15 protein-coding genes are annotated in these 17171 nt (G+C 48.7%); 11 read left to right on the top strand and 4 right to left on the bottom strand.

Annotation, left to right across the window (positions count from 1 at the left end; translation table 11 throughout):
- The first annotated feature begins 1 nt into the window (after position 1).
- The gene (locus tag AC2YIT_RS11230) at positions 2-583 is read left to right on the top strand and encodes an HmuY family protein (RefSeq protein WP_487279226.1); all 582 of its coding nucleotides are present in this window, start codon (positions 2-4) and stop codon (positions 581-583) included.
- Positions 584-654: 71 nt separating this feature from the next.
- On the opposite strand, the gene AC2YIT_RS11225 is transcribed toward AC2YIT_RS11230, so the two are convergent.
- Together AC2YIT_RS11225 and AC2YIT_RS11220 are read right to left on the bottom strand one after the other, a co-directional pair.
- Positions 655-1272: a YdeI/OmpD-associated family protein gene (locus AC2YIT_RS11225; RefSeq protein ID WP_487279225.1), complete on the bottom strand. Its 618-nt coding sequence runs from the start codon at positions 1270-1272 to the stop codon at positions 655-657.
- Entirely contained in the window at positions 1269-2324 is a 1056-nt protein-coding gene (locus AC2YIT_RS11220; RefSeq protein WP_487279224.1) for a GNAT family N-acetyltransferase, read from the bottom strand. Before AC2YIT_RS11220 ends, AC2YIT_RS11225 begins: the two co-directional genes overlap by 4 nt.
- 362 nt (positions 2325-2686) lie before the next feature.
- Here AC2YIT_RS11220 and AC2YIT_RS11215 point away from each other — a divergent pair, with 362 nt between their 5' ends.
- From AC2YIT_RS11215 to AC2YIT_RS11200, 4 genes are all read left to right on the top strand, one after another.
- Positions 2687-3106, top strand: a complete 420-nt coding sequence (locus tag AC2YIT_RS11215; protein ID WP_487279223.1) for a hypothetical protein — start codon at positions 2687-2689, stop codon at positions 3104-3106.
- 189 nt (positions 3107-3295) lie between these two features.
- A complete protein-coding gene (locus tag AC2YIT_RS11210) occupies positions 3296-4441 on the top strand; it encodes an efflux RND transporter periplasmic adaptor subunit (protein ID WP_430845354.1) in 1146 nt (381 codons plus the stop codon).
- A 29-nt stretch (positions 4442-4470) separates the two neighbouring features.
- The gene (locus tag AC2YIT_RS11205; RefSeq protein WP_487279222.1) at positions 4471-7629 is read left to right on the top strand and encodes an efflux RND transporter permease subunit; all 3159 of its coding nucleotides are present in this window, start codon (positions 4471-4473) and stop codon (positions 7627-7629) included.
- A gap of 64 nt (positions 7630-7693) precedes the next feature.
- Entirely contained in the window at positions 7694-9139 is a 1446-nt protein-coding gene (locus tag AC2YIT_RS11200; RefSeq protein WP_487279221.1) for an efflux transporter outer membrane subunit, read from the top strand.
- 79 nt (positions 9140-9218) lie between these two features.
- Here AC2YIT_RS11200 and AC2YIT_RS11195 read toward each other — a convergent pair whose 3' ends face one another.
- Together AC2YIT_RS11195 and bamJ are read right to left on the bottom strand one after the other, a co-directional pair.
- Positions 9219-11345 (bottom strand): carboxy terminal-processing peptidase, encoded by a 2127-nt coding sequence (locus AC2YIT_RS11195; protein WP_430844694.1) that lies wholly within the window; start codon positions 11343-11345, stop codon positions 9219-9221.
- Between the two features lie 11 nt (positions 11346-11356).
- Positions 11357-12115, bottom strand: coding sequence for a BamJ family beta-barrel-assembly machinery protein (bamJ, locus tag AC2YIT_RS11190; protein ID WP_487279220.1), 759 nt, complete (start codon positions 12113-12115; stop codon positions 11357-11359).
- A 289-nt stretch (positions 12116-12404) separates the two neighbouring features.
- Here bamJ and atpA point away from each other — a divergent pair, with 289 nt between their 5' ends.
- From atpA to AC2YIT_RS11160, 6 genes are all read left to right on the top strand, one after another.
- Complete coding sequence (gene atpA / locus AC2YIT_RS11185; protein WP_430844690.1) at positions 12405-13982, top strand: F0F1 ATP synthase subunit alpha; 1578 nt, start codon at positions 12405-12407, stop codon at positions 13980-13982.
- An 88-nt stretch (positions 13983-14070) separates the two neighbouring features.
- Positions 14071-14955 (top strand): ATP synthase F1 subunit gamma, encoded by an 885-nt coding sequence (atpG, locus tag AC2YIT_RS11180; RefSeq protein WP_487279219.1) that lies wholly within the window; start codon positions 14071-14073, stop codon positions 14953-14955.
- Positions 14956-15052: 97 nt separating this feature from the next.
- Entirely contained in the window at positions 15053-15289 is a 237-nt protein-coding gene (locus tag AC2YIT_RS11175; RefSeq protein ID WP_430844687.1) for a DUF433 domain-containing protein, read from the top strand.
- Between the two features lies 1 nt (position 15290).
- The gene (locus AC2YIT_RS11170; protein ID WP_430844685.1) at positions 15291-15539 is read left to right on the top strand and encodes a DUF5615 family PIN-like protein; all 249 of its coding nucleotides are present in this window, start codon (positions 15291-15293) and stop codon (positions 15537-15539) included.
- A 113-nt stretch (positions 15540-15652) separates the two neighbouring features.
- Positions 15653-16384, top strand: a complete 732-nt coding sequence (locus tag AC2YIT_RS11165; protein ID WP_430844684.1) for an outer membrane lipoprotein-sorting protein — start codon at positions 15653-15655, stop codon at positions 16382-16384.
- 126 nt (positions 16385-16510) lie between these two features.
- Positions 16511-17038: a YceI family protein gene (locus AC2YIT_RS11160; protein ID WP_430844682.1), complete on the top strand. Its 528-nt coding sequence runs from the start codon at positions 16511-16513 to the stop codon at positions 17036-17038.
- The last annotated feature ends 133 nt before the right edge of the window (positions 17039-17171 follow it).

The raw sequence follows: 17171 nt of genomic DNA, 5'->3' as shown, positions 1-17171 counted from the left end.
TATGCTATTGAAATCCATCATCCTCTCGGCATGCACGCTCGTTGCATTGCCGCAAACCACAACGCCTGTTCATGAGATGCATTTCACAGCCGTTGCTAATCCGGAGATCACGGTGATCAAAGATTTGAATGCGAATACCAAGCCTTACGTTTATTTCAGCCTGGCTACCGGCAAGGAGGTACCTGCCACCAATGCCAGGACAAAAAACTGGGACATTGCATTCAGCAAAACTACGATTGCTACCAACAGCGGCACCAGCGGTCCGGGCGAGGGCGGCGCAATTGTCCTCGAAAAGCCATTTGACCAGGTAAGCGAAGCACCCAAAGACGGCTATAAAATGGATGGCGACGCAGGTTTCGCTATTCCCGGCGGAAGCGGCAACAGCTGGTACAAGTACGACATGAGCGTCCACGCGATCCTGCCGATTCCGGGCAGGACGCTGCTCGTCAAAACCGCCAACGGTAAAATCGCCAAAGTGGAGATTATCAGCTACTACAAAGGCGCGCCGGAAGATGTGCCTACCGAAGAATCGAGCTACTACACTTTCAGGTACGCGATTGCGGAAGAGGACGGAAAGTTTTAGGCTTTGAGTTTTAGGTTTATAGTTAAAAGTTAAAGCCCTGCGGTAAATGAAACCGGAGGGCTTTGATTTTGCTATTTTATGTATTTCCAATTCCTCACCTTGCCTTCCGCGAGCCATTCAAGCGCCTGGGTGATCCGCTTCGAGCGCGTGGCTTCGGTTTTGGCATCTTCGAACCATTCGACATATTCCTTTTTATTGGAATAGCTGAACCCCTCAAAAACCTTCTTTGCGGCTGCATTGTCGGCCAAGGCTTCGGTAACATAGGCGGGAACGACCAGTTCCTTCGTTTCCGGCGGTTTGTTATCCTTTTTCAGTTTTACGCCGCTATCGATCAGGCGCATGGCTTCGAGGATAAACCCGCGCAAATGTTCCTCCGCCGGAAGATCTTCGATACGGGCAATTTTCCCGAGACTGCCCATTCCTACCCGCTCCCCATTCACCGCGAGCAGATTATTCGGATCACTCAGACGTGATTCCAGCCAGAAGCCGAATGCACAATGTTGTTTGAAAGAAGCTATGCTGCACAGGATGCTTCCCTTGTATTCAAAATGAGGAAAGCTCCATTTCATCGTCTCCTTCACCTCCGGGCATGTCTCATGCACGAACGCACGAAGATATTCGAGGATGGGAATCGCGAAGCTGGCAGATTTGACTATATAAGCGTCAATACGTGGGTCGGTGTGACTCATTGTTTTTCGAGTATTCCTTTCAGATTGGTTAATCCTTCCTGGAAATCTTTTCCGACAGATTCATCCATATTTAAAAAAGGAAGCATGACATTCATCGGAATAGGCATTTTACCTGTAAACCCCCAACGGACACGAGTGGACGTCGAGTCGATACCTTCGGTGATCATATATGCGTCGCTGGTACTCTCAAATGGTTTCAGGAAGCGCAGCTGGGTATCGATGCGATTTCCTTCGTCAATTTTAGTAATTTCCTGTTCGCCTTTTCCGACCTCATCGTTACCGTCCCACATCGATACGAAGCCTACAGTACCGTCCGTACCGGAGAAGGTCTTGATCATCTTGGGATCTTTGCGTCCCCAGACACTCCAGTCGTTCTGTTTTTTGAGGGATTTCAGGTATTCAAAAACCTCGGCTTTGGGTTTGTTCACGACGATCTCACGCTCAACGGCATAGTCTTTCGGCATGATGAAAGCGGCAATCAGGACGAGCGCAATGAGTCCAAGGATAATGTAGAGCACTTTTTTCATAAGGGGGGTACTTTTTGGTGAATAATTAAACCTGTACTTGACTTCATCAAGATCTTCGATCAATTCGGTATTGGTCATTCCGGCCTTTTCCAATACGCGGATAGACGCGGTATTGTTGACATTCACAAATGCGATCACATCCCTGGCTTTCAGCACATTTTTGGAAAAGCGGATCAGGCCCCTGGCAATTTCCGTTGCTACCCCTTTCCCCCAGTACTCCTCCATAACCCGGTATCCGATCTCGATAGCCGATCCGATCTTATCCAGCTTGGCCGCCCCCACCAACTCACCCGAAAACCTGTCTTCGATCAGATATCTGCCCAGGTACGTATCCATCCCGTACTCTTCCAGGAAGCTTTTGAGCATATCGTCCGACTCCTCTCGTGTAAGCGAATAACCGGTGACATATTTCATCACATTGGCATTATTGCTTAGCCTGAAATACTTGTCACCGTCTCCGGCCGTCATTTTGGTCAGTACAAAATGCTCTGTATAAATAGGTGTAACGACCATTGTAGGCAGCATTGAGCGTTTCGCGTGAATCGGATAGGCTTGTTAATATACACTTTTATTCAGAAAAGGCACATCATTTCCAAGTGTCGGTTTTCATGGGGTTAAGTTCTCTGTTTGAACGGAAAAACACAAGTTTAAAACTCACTATTCATTGCCCCAATTATCCTCGCAAAATAGCGGTTTGAGATTCATTACCAGCTAAATATTTCCCGTTAACGTTCATTAACAATCTTTAAAATTTGCAATCTACATTTGAAACGTTATATTTGGAGTATTGCCCGTTTAGTATCACAATTCCGTTCCAATAGTTCCAATCATTCTTGAATTCATTATAAAAGTATGAATTTTTCAATGACCTGATCATCATCAGCATCATGACAAAAAGAACTTTTGTATTGTTTTTCTGGCTCGCTCAATTCGCCATTTCGTTGCTCGTGGGGCAACACAGGGCTATTGCGTGTAAAATTGACATCGGAACCGAGGCCTTCTCCCCCTTTGAAATTGCTGAAAAGCCCGGTACCCGGGACATTGTGATAATCGACGATACGATCTGCAAAAATGAGACGATCGTAAGGGCCGATGAAACCAAATGGAATGAGTCCCTTTCCAAACTTTTCAACCGCCGGCATTCTACTTACCGTTTCCTGACGCTCATCTCGCAGGCGGTGCCTCAATGTGAAATCACCCGGACTTCCAGATATATAGGGGAGTCTACCCAACCACTTTATGCCAGCAATGGAGGCATCAAGCTGCCCGACTATTACAGCTTTCTCCATCGCCTTTGCCCTTTTTGAATTCGCCGCAAGCGTTCTTTAATCCAAAATTTTTGTAGCTGACGGATCGTCTCGCTGTGCGTATACGCGCATGCATGAGCCGCATCCGACATTCATGCTATTCCTTTTGCTGCACGGCATTCCGCGCGGCAAAAGGGCTATTCCTATACCCTTGCATTACCGCCAACCAATTTATACAAACGCATCATGATAAAAGACCTAAAATGGCCGCTCCTTTTAATCGTCAGCATCTTCACTTACAGCTGTGCTTCGAAAAGTGAAACGCTGACAGAGACGAAAGACAGTGTTCCTACCATCCCCGTAACGGAACTCAGGCCCCAGAAAACCGAACTGCACCGCGAATACGTAGGCAATATTCACGCCCTGCGGAACGTCGAAATATATGCCCGTGTGAAGGGTTACCTTGAAGAAGTGTATGTGGACGAGGGTAAAGAAGTCAGAAAAGGACAGGTCCTGTTCCGCATTAATAATGAAGAATATGAAGCCCAGTTGGCCAAAGCGAAGGCTAACCTGCAAAGTGCAATTGCCGAAGCGAAAGGTGCCGAACTGGAAGTGAAGCGCGTGAAACTGCTGGTTGACAAGAATGTAGTTGCAAAAAGCGAGCTCGAAGTCGCGCAGGCAAAACTGGCTGCTGCTAATGCGAAAATCGAAGAAGCAAAGTCCGAGAAATCGAATGCGGCCATTCAACTCGCGCATACGGTAATCAAAGCGCCATTCGACGGCGTAATCGATCGCCTGCCGACCAAAATGGGTAGTCTGATCGACGAAGGCACATTGCTCACCACGCTTTCAGACATCAAAACGGTTTATGCCTATTTCAACGTATCGGAAAACGAATACCTCGAATATGTAAAAGCCCGTGACAAAGCCGCGACCAAACAGGCGGTTGTGGAATTGGAACTGGCCGACGGCTCGTTTTTCAAACACAAAGGTGTGATCGAAACCATGGAAGGCGCATTCGACGAAGGCACCGGCTCCATTGCATTCCGTGCGCGGTTTGCGAACCCGGAAAAGCTGCTCAAACACGGCTCCACCGGCACTATCCGCCTCACCAACACGGTCGAGAATGCGCTCCTGATCCCGCAGCAGGCTGCGTTCGAAATTCAGGACAAAAACTTTGTGTACGTGCTTGGCAAGGATAACAAGGTCAAGACACGCAGTTTTGTGCCGCAATCCCGGCTGTCTACTTTTTATGTTGTAAAATCAGGTCTCGAGCCAGGCGAAACAATTGTTTGCGAAGGGCTTCAATCCCTCCGCGACGGCGCAACGATCAACCCGAAGAACGTCGCTTCCGATACGGCGTCGACCGAAAAAATCGAGCTTAGCGCGCGGTAGTATTCCTTCTATCACCTGAATTGTAGACCATGTTTCAAAAATTCATCGAGCGGCCAGTCTTATCGCTGGTCATCTCCATATTTATTACCCTGCTGGGTATCCTGGCAGTGGTACAATTGCCTGTTTCCCAGTTTCCCGACATTGTTCCGCCATCGGTAGTCGTAACGGCCACCTACACGGGCGCCAACGCGGAAACAGGCGTTGACGCCGTAGCCGTTCCGCTTGAAAAAGCCATTAATGGTGTACCCGGAATGACTTATATGACCAGTGTTTCCGGTAACGACGGCGTAACGACGATCAATATTTCCTTCAACGTAGGCGTCGATCCTGACCTCGCCGCGGTGAACGTCCAGAACCGCGTCCAGACGGTGATCGACGAACTTCCCGAAGAAGTTATCAAGGCCGGTGTAAAGACTGAAAAAGAGGTAAACAGTATGCTCATGTACCTTGATATCATGAGCTCCGATACCGCCGTGGGCGAGGATTTTGTATACAACTTCGCCGATATCAATATCCTCAAAGAGCTGAAAAGAATCGATGGCGTGGGCCGCGCACAGATTATGGGTAGCAAGGACTACTCGATGCGTGTATGGCTCCAGCCCGACCGTATGAACAGCTACAATGTTTCCGCCGACGAGGTGATCCAGGCCATCCGCGACCAGAACGTGGTAGCCGCACCCGGTAAAACCGGCGTGAGTTCCGGCCGTGAAAAGAATGTTTTGCAATATGTATTGAAATATACCGGTAAGCTCTTCGAGCCTGCTCAATACGAAAATATCGTCCTGCGCTCGAATCCCGACGGTTCCATTCTAAAACTGAAAGACGTAGCCAAGATCGAGTTCGGTACACTGGAATATGATATGGCTTCCAAGTCGAACGGAAGGCCCTCCGCTTCGATCATGATCAAGCAGCGCCCGGGGTCCAATGCCCAGGAGGTTATTCAAAATATTAAGGACAAAGTCGCTGAGCTAAAAAAGACCACATTCCCTCCTGGAATGGACTATTTCGTTTCCTACGACGTTTCCCGCTTCCTGGATGCGTCTATTCATGAGGTAATCCGTACGCTCATTGAAGCATTTATATTGGTAATCCTGATCGTGTATTTGTTCTTGCAAGACTTCCGTTCCACGCTTATCCCGGCCCTGGCGGTGCCGGTGGCGCTCGTGGGTACGTTTGCCTTCATGCAGATGTTCGGGTTCTCCATTAACCTGCTGACGCTTTTCGCATTGGTACTGGCAATTGGTATTGTCGTCGATAATGCCATTGTGGTCGTCGAGGCGGTACACGCCAAGATGGCCGAAAAGCATTTGGACGCGAAGGAAGCGACCATCGAATCGATGAAGGAAATGAGCGGCGCGATCATCGCGATCACGTTGGTGATGTCGGCAGTATTTGTTCCCGTAGCATTTATGTCGGGACCCGTCGGAATCTTCTACCGGCAGTTCTCCATTACCCTCGCGATTTCCATTGTTATTTCCGGGATCAACGCGCTTACGCTCACGCCTGCGTTATGCGCGCTCATGCTGAAAAACACTCACGGCCAATCCGTGAAGAAGAACCCGCTCACCAGGTTTTTCGATGGTTTCAACAAAAGTTATGACGGTCTGCAAAGTGGCTACCGGAAGCTCCTTTCATCCATTGTAAGCCGCCGGATGATCACCATCGGGCTGCTGATCGGATTCTGCGTCGCCACGTTTGGCATTAATACCATCCTTCCAAGCGGCTTTATCCCGACCGAAGACCAGGGGGTGATTAACGTAAACGTCACAACGCCCGTAGGCGCTACCGTAGAGCGGACCGAAGTGGTGTTGGATGAAATTCAAAAGGTCGCCAGAAGCCTGAAACCCGTCGAATCTGTTTCTTCACTATCAGGTTACAGCTTGCTTACTGAATCGGCCGGTTCGTCGTACGGGATGGCGATGATCAACCTGAAACCCTGGGATCAGCGGACAGCTTCGGTCCAGGATGTGATCAAGGAAATGGAGGCCAAAACTAAGCATATTACCGACGCCGAAATCCAGTTTTTCCCGCCTCCTACCGTGCCTGGCTTTGGTAATTCCAGTGGTTTCGAGCTGAGGGTTCAGGACCGCTCGGGTAATGAGGATTTGCAGAAAACAGCCGAAATCACCAACAAATTTGTAAAGGATCTCGCTGCTACTCCCGAAATCGCGGCCGCATTCAGCAGTTTCGACGCCAGCTTCCCGCAATATATGATCCACGTCGATTCCGACATTGCCGCCAAAAAAGGCGTTTCGATAGACGTTGCAATGGGCACGCTCCAAACTATGATCGGTAGCTACTATGCCTCGAACTTCATCCGTTTCGGACAGATGTATAAGGTGATGGTGCAGGCCGATGCGAGCTTCCGCAAAAACCCCGAGGACATTCTCAAATTGTATGTGAAAAACAACCGGGGCGAAATGGTACCGTTCTCAACTTTCATCAAGCTGGAAAGGGTGTACGGCCCGGAATTGCTGACACGCTATAATATGTACACGTCAGCGATGATCAATGGGGATGCGGCGCCGGGTTACAGTAGCGGCGACGCGATCAAAGCCGTCGAGCGCGTGGCGGCAACGAGCTTGCCGAAGGGCTTTACCTACGACTGGTCGGGTATGACGCGGGAGGAAATTCTTTCCGGAAACCAGGCCGTGTTCATCTTCGCAATCTGTCTCATATTCGTGTACCTGCTGCTCGCAGCGCAATATGAAAGCTTCCTGTTGCCGCTGCCGGTTATCCTGTCGCTTCCCACCGGTGTGTTCGGTTCATTCCTGGCGTTGAAATTAATGGGTCTGGAAAACAACATTTACGCCCAGGTTTCACTCGTCATGCTCATTGGCTTGTTGGGTAAAAACGCGATCCTGATTGTGGAATACGCCATTATCCGCCAAAAAGAAGGTCGGACGGTCATAGAAGCCGTGCTGGAAGGCGCCACCGAACGCCTACGCCCGATCCTGATGACTTCTTTCGCATTCGTGGCGGGGCTTATCCCGCTGGTAATGGCGTCTGGTGCCGGCGCGATCGGTAACCGGTCAATCGGCGCCGCCGCGGCGGGAGGTATGCTCATCGGCACCATTTTCGGGGTGATCATCATTCCGGGCTTGTATGTCGTGTTTGCCAGCATGGCCAAAAAGAAAAAGACACCTCCTCCGGTAGTGGCTGCGGAAGAGGAAGCATTGCTGCACTAAGCCCCCTCGAATCCAGTTTCGGCCGCGGGGATGCCCGCGGCCTTTCAAATCAGATTTTATATTGATGAAAAGAAATAAAAAGTTTGCTTCCGGCTTGCTGTTTGGCGCCATCCTGATCTCCGTGACAGGATGTAAACTGACGCAGCCGGTGGAGCAGCGAGCACAAATCAAAACCCCGTCAACATTCGCAGGCCAGGCCGATTCGGCGGGTATCGGGGCCTTACAATGGAAGACCTTTTTCAACGACCGTCACCTCGTCGCACTCATCGATACGGCATTGCAGAACAACCTCGACCTGAAAATGGCCGTTCAGCGCATTGAAATGGCGAGGAGCAACATTATGGCGGCCCACGGCGCCATGCTTCCGGTCGTAACCGGCGACGTATCCGGCGGTGGCCGCAAATTTGGCGACTACACTATGGATGGCGTAGGTAACTACGACACCAATTTCTCACAGAACCTCGACGACGACAGACGCTTGCCAGCCCCTTTCTTACCCGATTACTTCCTCGGCTTACGAAGCTCGTGGGAGATAGACATTTGGGGCAAACTCAAAAACCAGAAGAAAGCCGCTTACACCCGTTTCCTGGCAAGCGAAAAAGGCCGCCAGGCGATTATCACCGGCCTCATTGCCGAAATCGCACGCTCGTATTACGAGTTGATGGCGCTCGATACCGAACTGGACATTATCCGGAAGAACATTGCATTGCAGGAGTCGGCCGTGGAAACCATTAAAATCCAGAAGGAAGCAGGTCGCGCGAACGAGCTCGGGGTTCGTCAGCTTACTGCCCAATTGCTCAACACCCGCAGCCTGGAATTTGAAGTACAGCAAAAGATCATTGAAATTGAAAACAATGTAAACCTGCTCACAGGGCGGTTCCCTCAGCCCATCACAAGGAGTACCACGCTGGACCAGGTAATGCCGCCATCCATCAGCGCCGGTATACCTGTGCAAATGTTGCGAAGAAGGCCGGACATTCAGCAGGCACAACTCGACTTGCTTGCCAATTATTCCGAGCAGCAAGCCGCGCAGCTGGCATTTCTGCCTTCTTTGAATATCACCGCATTCCTTGGCTTCAATGCATTTAAAAGCAACCTACTCTTCTCATCCGGCTCACTCGCATATAGCGCGTTGGGCGGGCTCACAGCTCCGCTCGTGAACCGGAAGGCATTAAAAGCGAACCAAAAACGGGCCGAAGCCGCGAGCCTGGAAGCGCTTTATGCCTACAACAAATCGGTCCTAAACGGCTTCCGCGAAGTGAGTACCAGTCTCAAAAAGCTGGAAAACACCCGGCAGATTGGTGATCTGAAAAAACAAGAAGTAGAAGTGCTGCAACAAGCCGTCGCAACTTCGAAAGACCTCTTTTTAACCGGTTACGCCTCTTATCTGGAAGTAATCACTGCGCAACGCAGCGTTTTGCAAGAGGAACTGAATTTGACCAATGTTCAAAAAGAGCAATTTCTGGCATTGGTTGAGTTGTATCGGGCGCTGGGAGGTGGTTGGGAATAACCGTTTTAAATAGTCACATAAAAAAGAGCACGGACATTGCTATCCGTGCTCTTCACATTTATAAGCATTTCAAATGCTACTACTTCTTCTTAGTGCCAGCCAAGCTAGGCTCTTTCGAGATCACGATCAGGTCTGCCAGCATTCTGCCAGTTTCTGTGAGATAGATGTCTTTTTTCTTCTTCGCATCCTTGGGAGCTTCGGCTACTTTTGAATCTGCTTCGTCCTCATCGTCGCCGTCGACATTGTCCTCGCCGAGTTGCTTCATAGCCGCACGTTTCTTTTCAGCTTCGTCGCGTTCAGCTTTGCGTTTAGACTCCTGCAACGAAACGATTTTGTTCTCGCGCGCTTCTTTAAAGTCGTTCAGCGTTTTTACAAGTGTTTTCAGTTCCTCGTCGGTTTTAAGGCGGTGCTTGTATTTGTCGCGAAGCTGCTCAATGACTTTCGGATTGATATTGCTCGTTGCTTCATAACGCGAAGAAGCGATTTGGTCCCAAGGCAATGCGCTCGGTTGTGACCCTTCGCCATACTCATTTACCTTAAATGCAGTAGGCAATTCCAAATCAGGCGTCACACCTTTCAGCTGCGTGCTGCTGCCGTTAATGCGGTAGAATTTCGCAACGGTCAGTTTCACTTGTCCAAGCTGATCCTGCTCTTTCGGTACCCACTGATTCAGGTCGATCAACGTTTGGACGGTTCCTTTTCCGTAAGTCTGCTCACCGACAATCAGGCCGCGTTTGTAGTCCTGGATCGCTGCCGCGAAGATTTCGGATGCGGATGCGCTGAAACGGTTCACCATAACAGCAAGCGGTCCGTCATAGGCAATGCTAGGGTCGTTGTCGGACTGCACTTCGATTTCGCCCTGACTTTCCTTTACCTGAACTACTGGCCCACGGTTAATGAACAAGCCGGTCAATGAAACAGCTTCTGTCAATGAACCACCACCATTGTTACGCAGGTCGATCACGATACCGTCCACATTCGAGGCCTGCAAATCGGTAATCAGTTTCTGAACGTCGCGAGTGGTGCTAGAAAACTCTTTTTCACGGTGCTGAGCGCCCTCAAAATCGCGGTAGAACAACGGGATATCGATTACCCCTATCTTGTAATCTTTATTGCCATTATTAATGGATACGATCTCGCTCTTCGCACGCTGTTCTTCAAGTTTGATCTTCTCGCGCACAAGACGGTATTCTTTCGGAGCAGATCCCGGCAATGCATCGGCAGAAATTACCTGCAAACGCACCACGGTCGACTTAGGACCTTTGATCAGCTTCACGGCATCATCCACAAACCAGCCGACGATATCCACAAACTTACCTTCGTCGCCCTGCGCTACCGCTACGATCTTATCCTCTTTTTTAAGTTGCTTTCCTTTAAATGCAGGGCCGCCAGGAATTACTTCAACAATCTTGATATAGTTATCTTCCTCACGAAGCAATGCACCGATACCTTCCAGCGACTGGCTCATTTCCTGTTTGAAACGATCGGCCGAAGTAGGCGCCATATAGCTCGTATGCGGGTCAAGCGACTCCGCATATGCATTCATAAACATCTGGAATACCTGCTCAGTGCGAATGCGGCCGAGCGCGCGATCGCGGCTTTTGTATCGGTCACGCAGCGTACTGATCACCGCAGTGTCCGCTTTACCCGACAATTTGAGGTCTAATGCCTCGCTTTTCAGGTACTTGCGCCAGGTATCGTTCAATTCGTCGGTGTTTTTAGCCCAGGCCGCTTTTTCGCGATCCGTATTCATCGATTCGTCCTGAGTAAAGTCAAACGGCTTCGCTTCTTTCAGCAACGTCTGGATATACTCGCTTCTTTCTTTATAGCGCTTTCTGAAAACGTTATACATCTGGAACGGGACATCCAGTTCTCTTTTTTGCAAATAGTCGTCGAAAGAGTTCTTATACTGCTCAAAATCCGCAAGGTCGGAGGCCAGGTAATAGAGCTTACCGTGGTCGATCGCATCGATGTACTTATCAAAAATCGCTGCCGAAAGGGAATCATTCAGCTTTGTTTTTCTATAATGATAGCTGGATAAGATCCTCGTTGTCAGCTCTTCCGCTTTGTATTGCGCTGGAATTGGCTTGATATCTTCATCCATGGAGGCGGCCGCTGGTGCCATTACCCCCACTCGTTCCTGAACAGGGCCCCGCTGCCAACCCAGCAACACAACCGGAATAAGAGTGATAAGATACTTTTTCATTGCACGTTTTGCTATTTTACGATTTCCAATAATTCAACCTCAAATACGAGGGCTGAATAAGCCGGTATCTGAGGTCCTGCCGCACGCTCACCGTAAGCCAGCTGATATGGAATGAAAAGTTTCCATTTCGATCCGACAGGCATTAACTGAAGCGCCTCAGTCCATCCTTTGATCACGCCATTGACCGGGAATTCGACTGGCTCGCCTCTGTCGACCGAGCTGTCAAAAACCGTTCCATTCGTCAATGTGCCATGGTAGTGTGTCTTCACTTTATCTGTTGCTGTCGGTTTAGGACCGTCGCCATTCTTGATAATCTGATATTGCAGACCGCTTTCTGTGGTCACTATACCTTCCTTTTTCTTGTTTTCTTCCAAAAACTTCTCGCCTTCCTTGCGCACTACGGCTCCCTTTTCCTCCATCATCTTAGTGAAATACCCCTGGATGAACATATTCGCTTCATCGGACGTAAACGCGGTTTTTTCGCCTTTCAAGGCTGCTTTTACGGTTTGTGTAAGCAAGTCTGCATTCAGGTCCTTGATGCCTTGTGACGATATCGAGTTTGCGAAGCTCACCCCTATTGCCGCAGACAAAGAGTCAGCCGATGTTTTCAATGTTGCAGGGGCTGCTGATGTTTTTGCAGGTGTTGCCGCTGATTTCTTTACAGTTGCGGCGGGTTTGGTTGTTTTCTTGATAGTCTGTGCGTTGCCTTCCGCGGTTGCCAATACTCCAAATGCCAGGGCTGCTAAAATGGTTTTTTCTAATTTGTACATTATACTGAAAGACGTTCGAAAAGATTAGAATTTATTAGATAAGTGTTATTAACGATCTCAATTACAACAAAAACACAATCAGTACCTAAAAAAGTTTTAAAAATGTTATTAGAAGCTGATAAACGGTAAATTTGCGTCCGGCGACGCCCTTCTGCCCCGTTCCTTGGAAAAATCTAATTTTATATCGCAGGTTTTAGTTAAATCATTCTGTTTTTACCAAAATAAAACTCTACCTTTGCGGCAGTTTTCAGAAAACTTACTACTATACTCTAAATAAGTCAATTATACTATGGTATCTGTTAGACCGGATGAAGTTTCGGCCATCCTGCGCGAACAACTTGCAGGCGCTAGATCAGAAGCAGAACTCGAAGAAGTAGGAACAGTCCTTCAAGTTGGTGACGGTGTTGCCCGCATTTATGGTCTTTCCCAGGTACAGGCAGGTGAGCTGCTTGTTTTCGAGAATGGCCTTAAGGCTCTTGCTCTTAACCTCGAAGAGGACAATGTGGGTGCCGTATTGCTGGGGGATTTCAGTGACATCAAAGAAGGTGCTACTGTAAAACGTACCAAAGAAATCGCTTCCGTGAAAGTGGGTGACGGAATCGTTGGCCGTGTGGTGAACACGCTGGCTGAGCCGATCGATGGAAACGGACCTATTACTGGTGAGACTTTCGAGATGCCTATCGAGCGTAAAGCGCCGGGGGTAATCTACCGTCAGCCGGTAACCGAGCCGCTCCAAACCGGTATCAAAGCGATCGACGCGATGATCCCCATCGGACGCGGACAGCGCGAGTTGATCATCGGTGACCGCCAGACAGGTAAAACTGCGGTGGCGATCGATACAATCATTAACCAGAAGGAGTTCTATGACAAAGGCGAGCCCGTATTCTGTATCTACGTAGCCTGCGGACAAAAAGCTTCTACCATCAAAGGTATCGAAGCGACTCTTCGCAAATACGGCGCGATGGATTACACCGTAATCGTGGCTGCTGCTGCTTCGGACCCTTCTCCAATGCAATTCTACGCTCCGTTTACAGGTGCTGCGATTGGTGAGTACTTCCGCGACACCGGCCGTCCTGCACTCGTAATCTACGATGACCTTTCGAAACAGGCGGTAGCTTACCGCGAGGTTTCCCTGCTCCTTCGTCGCCCTCCGGGCCGCGAGGCTTACCCAGGTGACGTGTTCTACCTCCACAGCCGTCTTTTGGAGCGTGCTGCGAAAGTAATCGCTGACGACAGCATCGCTGCGAACATGAACGACCTTCCGCCTTCATTGAAGGGTAAAGTAAAAGGTGGTGGTTCACTCACAGCCCTTCCGATCATCGAAACACAGGCTGGTGACGTTTCGGCTTACATTCCTACGAACGTAATCTCTATCACCGACGGCCAGATCTTCCTTGAATCCAACCTGTTCAACTCGGGTATCCGTCCTGCGATCAACGTAGGTATCTCGGTATCACGTGTGGGTGGTAACGCGCAGATCAAATCGATGAAGAAAGTTTCGGGTACCCTGAAACTGGATCAGGCGCAGTTCCGCGAGCTCGAAGCATTCGCGAAATTCGGTTCCGACCTCGATGCCGCTACCAAGCTGGCGATCGACCGGGGACGCCGCAACCAGGAAGTTTTGAAACAAGCGCAATACGCACCGGTTCCTGTTGAACTGCAAGTGGCGACTGTTTACGCATCCACCAAAGGTTTGCTGGATACGGTAGACGTAGCACGTGTGAAAGAATTCGAAAAGGATTTCACGACCGTATTGGCCAGCCAGAATAAAGAAGCACTCGCTGCTTTGCGTGCCGGAAAACTGGACAACAGCGTAACAGACGTTATCGAGAAAGTAGCTAAAGAAGTTGCTGTAAAATATCGTTAACCGGTAAAAATGCCGGAGCGGTACCCGTTCCGGCATTTTCCTAGTACATATATAATAGGATCACCGGATCGCTTAAAACACCCAGAAAATGGCAAGCTTAAAAGAAGTACGTAACCGTATCGTTTCGGTTAATTCCACACAGCAAATCACCAAAGCCATGAAAATGGTGGCGGCAGCCAAGCTGCGTCGTGCACAGGACAGCATTCTGCAAATGCGCCCTTACGCGCAGAAGCTTGGTGAAATGCTTCTGACAGTTTCGTCAGGATCGGAAAGCGCTGCCGACAGCCCATTGAAAGCCGTTCGCCCGGTGGAAAAGGTGCTCGTCATTGTCGTAACTTCCGACCGTGGATTGTGCGGAGCATTCAATACCAATATTATTAAAGCTACAATCCAGCTGATCGAGTCGAAATATGCGGCTCAGGCAGCGAAAGGGAATGTAGAGATTTTTGCCATCGGTAAAAAAGGAGCAGAAACGCTCGTCCGTCGTGGCTTTACCGTGAACACTGCTTACACCGATCTTTTTGGCCGTTTGAGCTTTGTAAACGTAAAAAATGCGGCAGAAGAGATTATGAGAGATTTCTCGGAAGGTCGTTACGACGCCGTGGATATCGTGTACAACGAATTCAAAAACGTAGCTACGCAAATCATCCACACCGATCCGTATTTGCCGATCGTAGCTGAAAACAAATTGACCAAGTCGAAAAAGACCGAGGTTAACTACATTTTCGAACCGGCCGAAGAAGAAATCCTTGCAGAACTGATTCCTAAGTCGCTGAAGATCCAGTTGTACCGTGCCGTTCTCGAATCCAATGCATCGGAACAAGGAGCACGTATGACTGCGATGGACAAAGCAACGGAAAACGCGCAGGAATTGCTCAAAGAACTGCGCCTCGTGTACAACCGTACACGTCAGGCAGCGATTACGAAGGAAATCCTCGAAATCGTAGGTGGTGCCGAAGCATTGAAAAACTAAGGTTTACCCAACCCATATTCCAAACGGCCGGATTACAACAATCCGGCCGTTTTTTTGTTTATTTACTAATATAGTCTGTCATTTAAATGAACGAATTATGGCTGATTTGATTGAAAGGATTACGGTTAGTCCTGATTTATGTAATGGGAAGCCGACGATCAGGAATAAAAGGATTACCGTGCAAACGATATTAGAGCACTTGGCAGGCGGTGATGACCGGGAAACGATTTTATTTCAATTCCCCTCACTGGAAGATGCCGACATAGACGCGTGCCTACACTTTGCCGCACAAATGGCCGGAAGAAACTTCGCAAGTTATCCGACCGCAGCCTGATATGCGTAAATACCTGATCGACGTGAATTTGCCCTATCACTGCTCGTTGTGGAATAGCGCAGAGTTCATTCATCAGAAAGATCTGGACGATGAATGGCTTGATTCCCAAATTTGGGATTATGCCCATGAAAATCATCTAACTATCGTGACGCGGAACGCGGACTTTTCCATCCGCATCAGCACCAGCGAGCGCCTCCCCACGGATCATTCATTTCCGCCTTGGAAATATCAAAGCATCGGAACTTTTTGAAGTTTTGTACAAAAATTGGCATAACATTGCCGAGCTCAGCAGCGAACACAAGCTAGTAACCGCTTATCGTGACAGAATTGAAGTTTTGTCGTAAAACCAACCAACCACACCATATGCAACATTTCAAAAGCCTTTTCAAACTACTCGTATTCCTGATCGTCGCAGTTTTTAGCAACTCCGTAAGTGCACAGACAGTTGACGACATTGTGGCCAAACACGTGAAAGCCATGGGCGGCGAGAAGCTGGGCAAGCTGCAAAGTATGAAGATCTCGGCGGAAATGGACATTATGAATATGAAAGTACCCATTACTACGATTATCGTGCAGAACAAAGGTTTCAGGAGCGAATCAACCGTACAGGGAATGACTGTCGTACAGGCCGTGAACGGCAATACGGGGTGGACGATCAACCCGATGGCCGGCAATACAAAACCGACCGCATTGCCGGAAGATGCAGTCAAATCCCTGGCCAATGAAACCGATCTGACGGGTCTTTATAATTACAAGGAAAAAGGTTATAAAGTCACGTTGGACGGTGAGGAAGACCTGGCCGGCGCAAAGGTTTATAAGGTAACCATGACTTTACCGAATGGCGTACGGAGAATCAATTATATCTCAAAAGACACCTTCTACATTTTGAAAATTGTTGCCCAAACCTCCATGAACGGGCAAGATATTATGTCAGAAAACGTGCAATCGGATTTCCGTGCGGTAGACGGTATTTATTACCCGTTCGCGTCGGAAGTGACAACCTCTGCAATGCCAGGCACCAAGATGGGGCTTAAAATTACAACCCTGGAAGTCAATCCACAGGTCGATCCTAAAATTTTCGAAATGCCTCAATAGACGCTCTCAAAGCAGTTTTCGAAATCCCGGAATAATTTTTTCGGGATTTTTCTATGCATTTGAAACTAATATTCATAATTAGATGTATATACATTAAATGTAAATACACTTAAAATAACAAAGACAATGGCTACTACTAAATGGGTAATTGACCCAACACATTCAGAAATCCAGTTCAAAGTGAAACACCTTGTGATTTCCACTGTAACAGGTGCATTCAACAGCTTCGAAGGCGGTGTTGAAACAACTAGTGATGATTTCGACGGTGCGACCGTCCATTTTTCTGCTGACGTAGAAAGTATAGATACCAAACAAGAACAACGTGACCAGCACCTGAAATCAGCTGATTTCTTCGATGCCGAGAACCACCCAAAACTTTCGTTCACAGGCAAATTGGCTAAGAAAAGCGGTGATAACTATAACCTGACAGGCGAACTGACTGTGAAAGGTATTACCAAAACTGTTGACTTCTCAGCGGAATTCGGTGGTAACATGACCGACTTCTATGGAAACAACAAATCAGGCTTCGAGATCAACGGTAAAATCAACCGTAAGGACTTCGGCCTGGCATGGAGCGCTGTTACCGAAGCAGGCGGCGTAGTGGTAGGTGACGAAGTGAAACTGATCGCGAACGTTCAGGTCGTGAAGCAATAATATCAATAAACCGTTCCTCTTACGAAAAGCGTGGATTTTTTATCCGCGCTTTTTTGTTTCCAGCCAGTTCATTCATAGATTTCAAGCCACATTGGGTAAAAATCTCAAGCACCTGCTTATAAGGGCAAAATGG

This window comes from Dyadobacter sp. SRI_021 (assembly GCF_057586235.1).
Note: the sequence above shows the minus strand (reverse complement) of the source record. Positions and strands in the feature narration are given on the sequence as shown.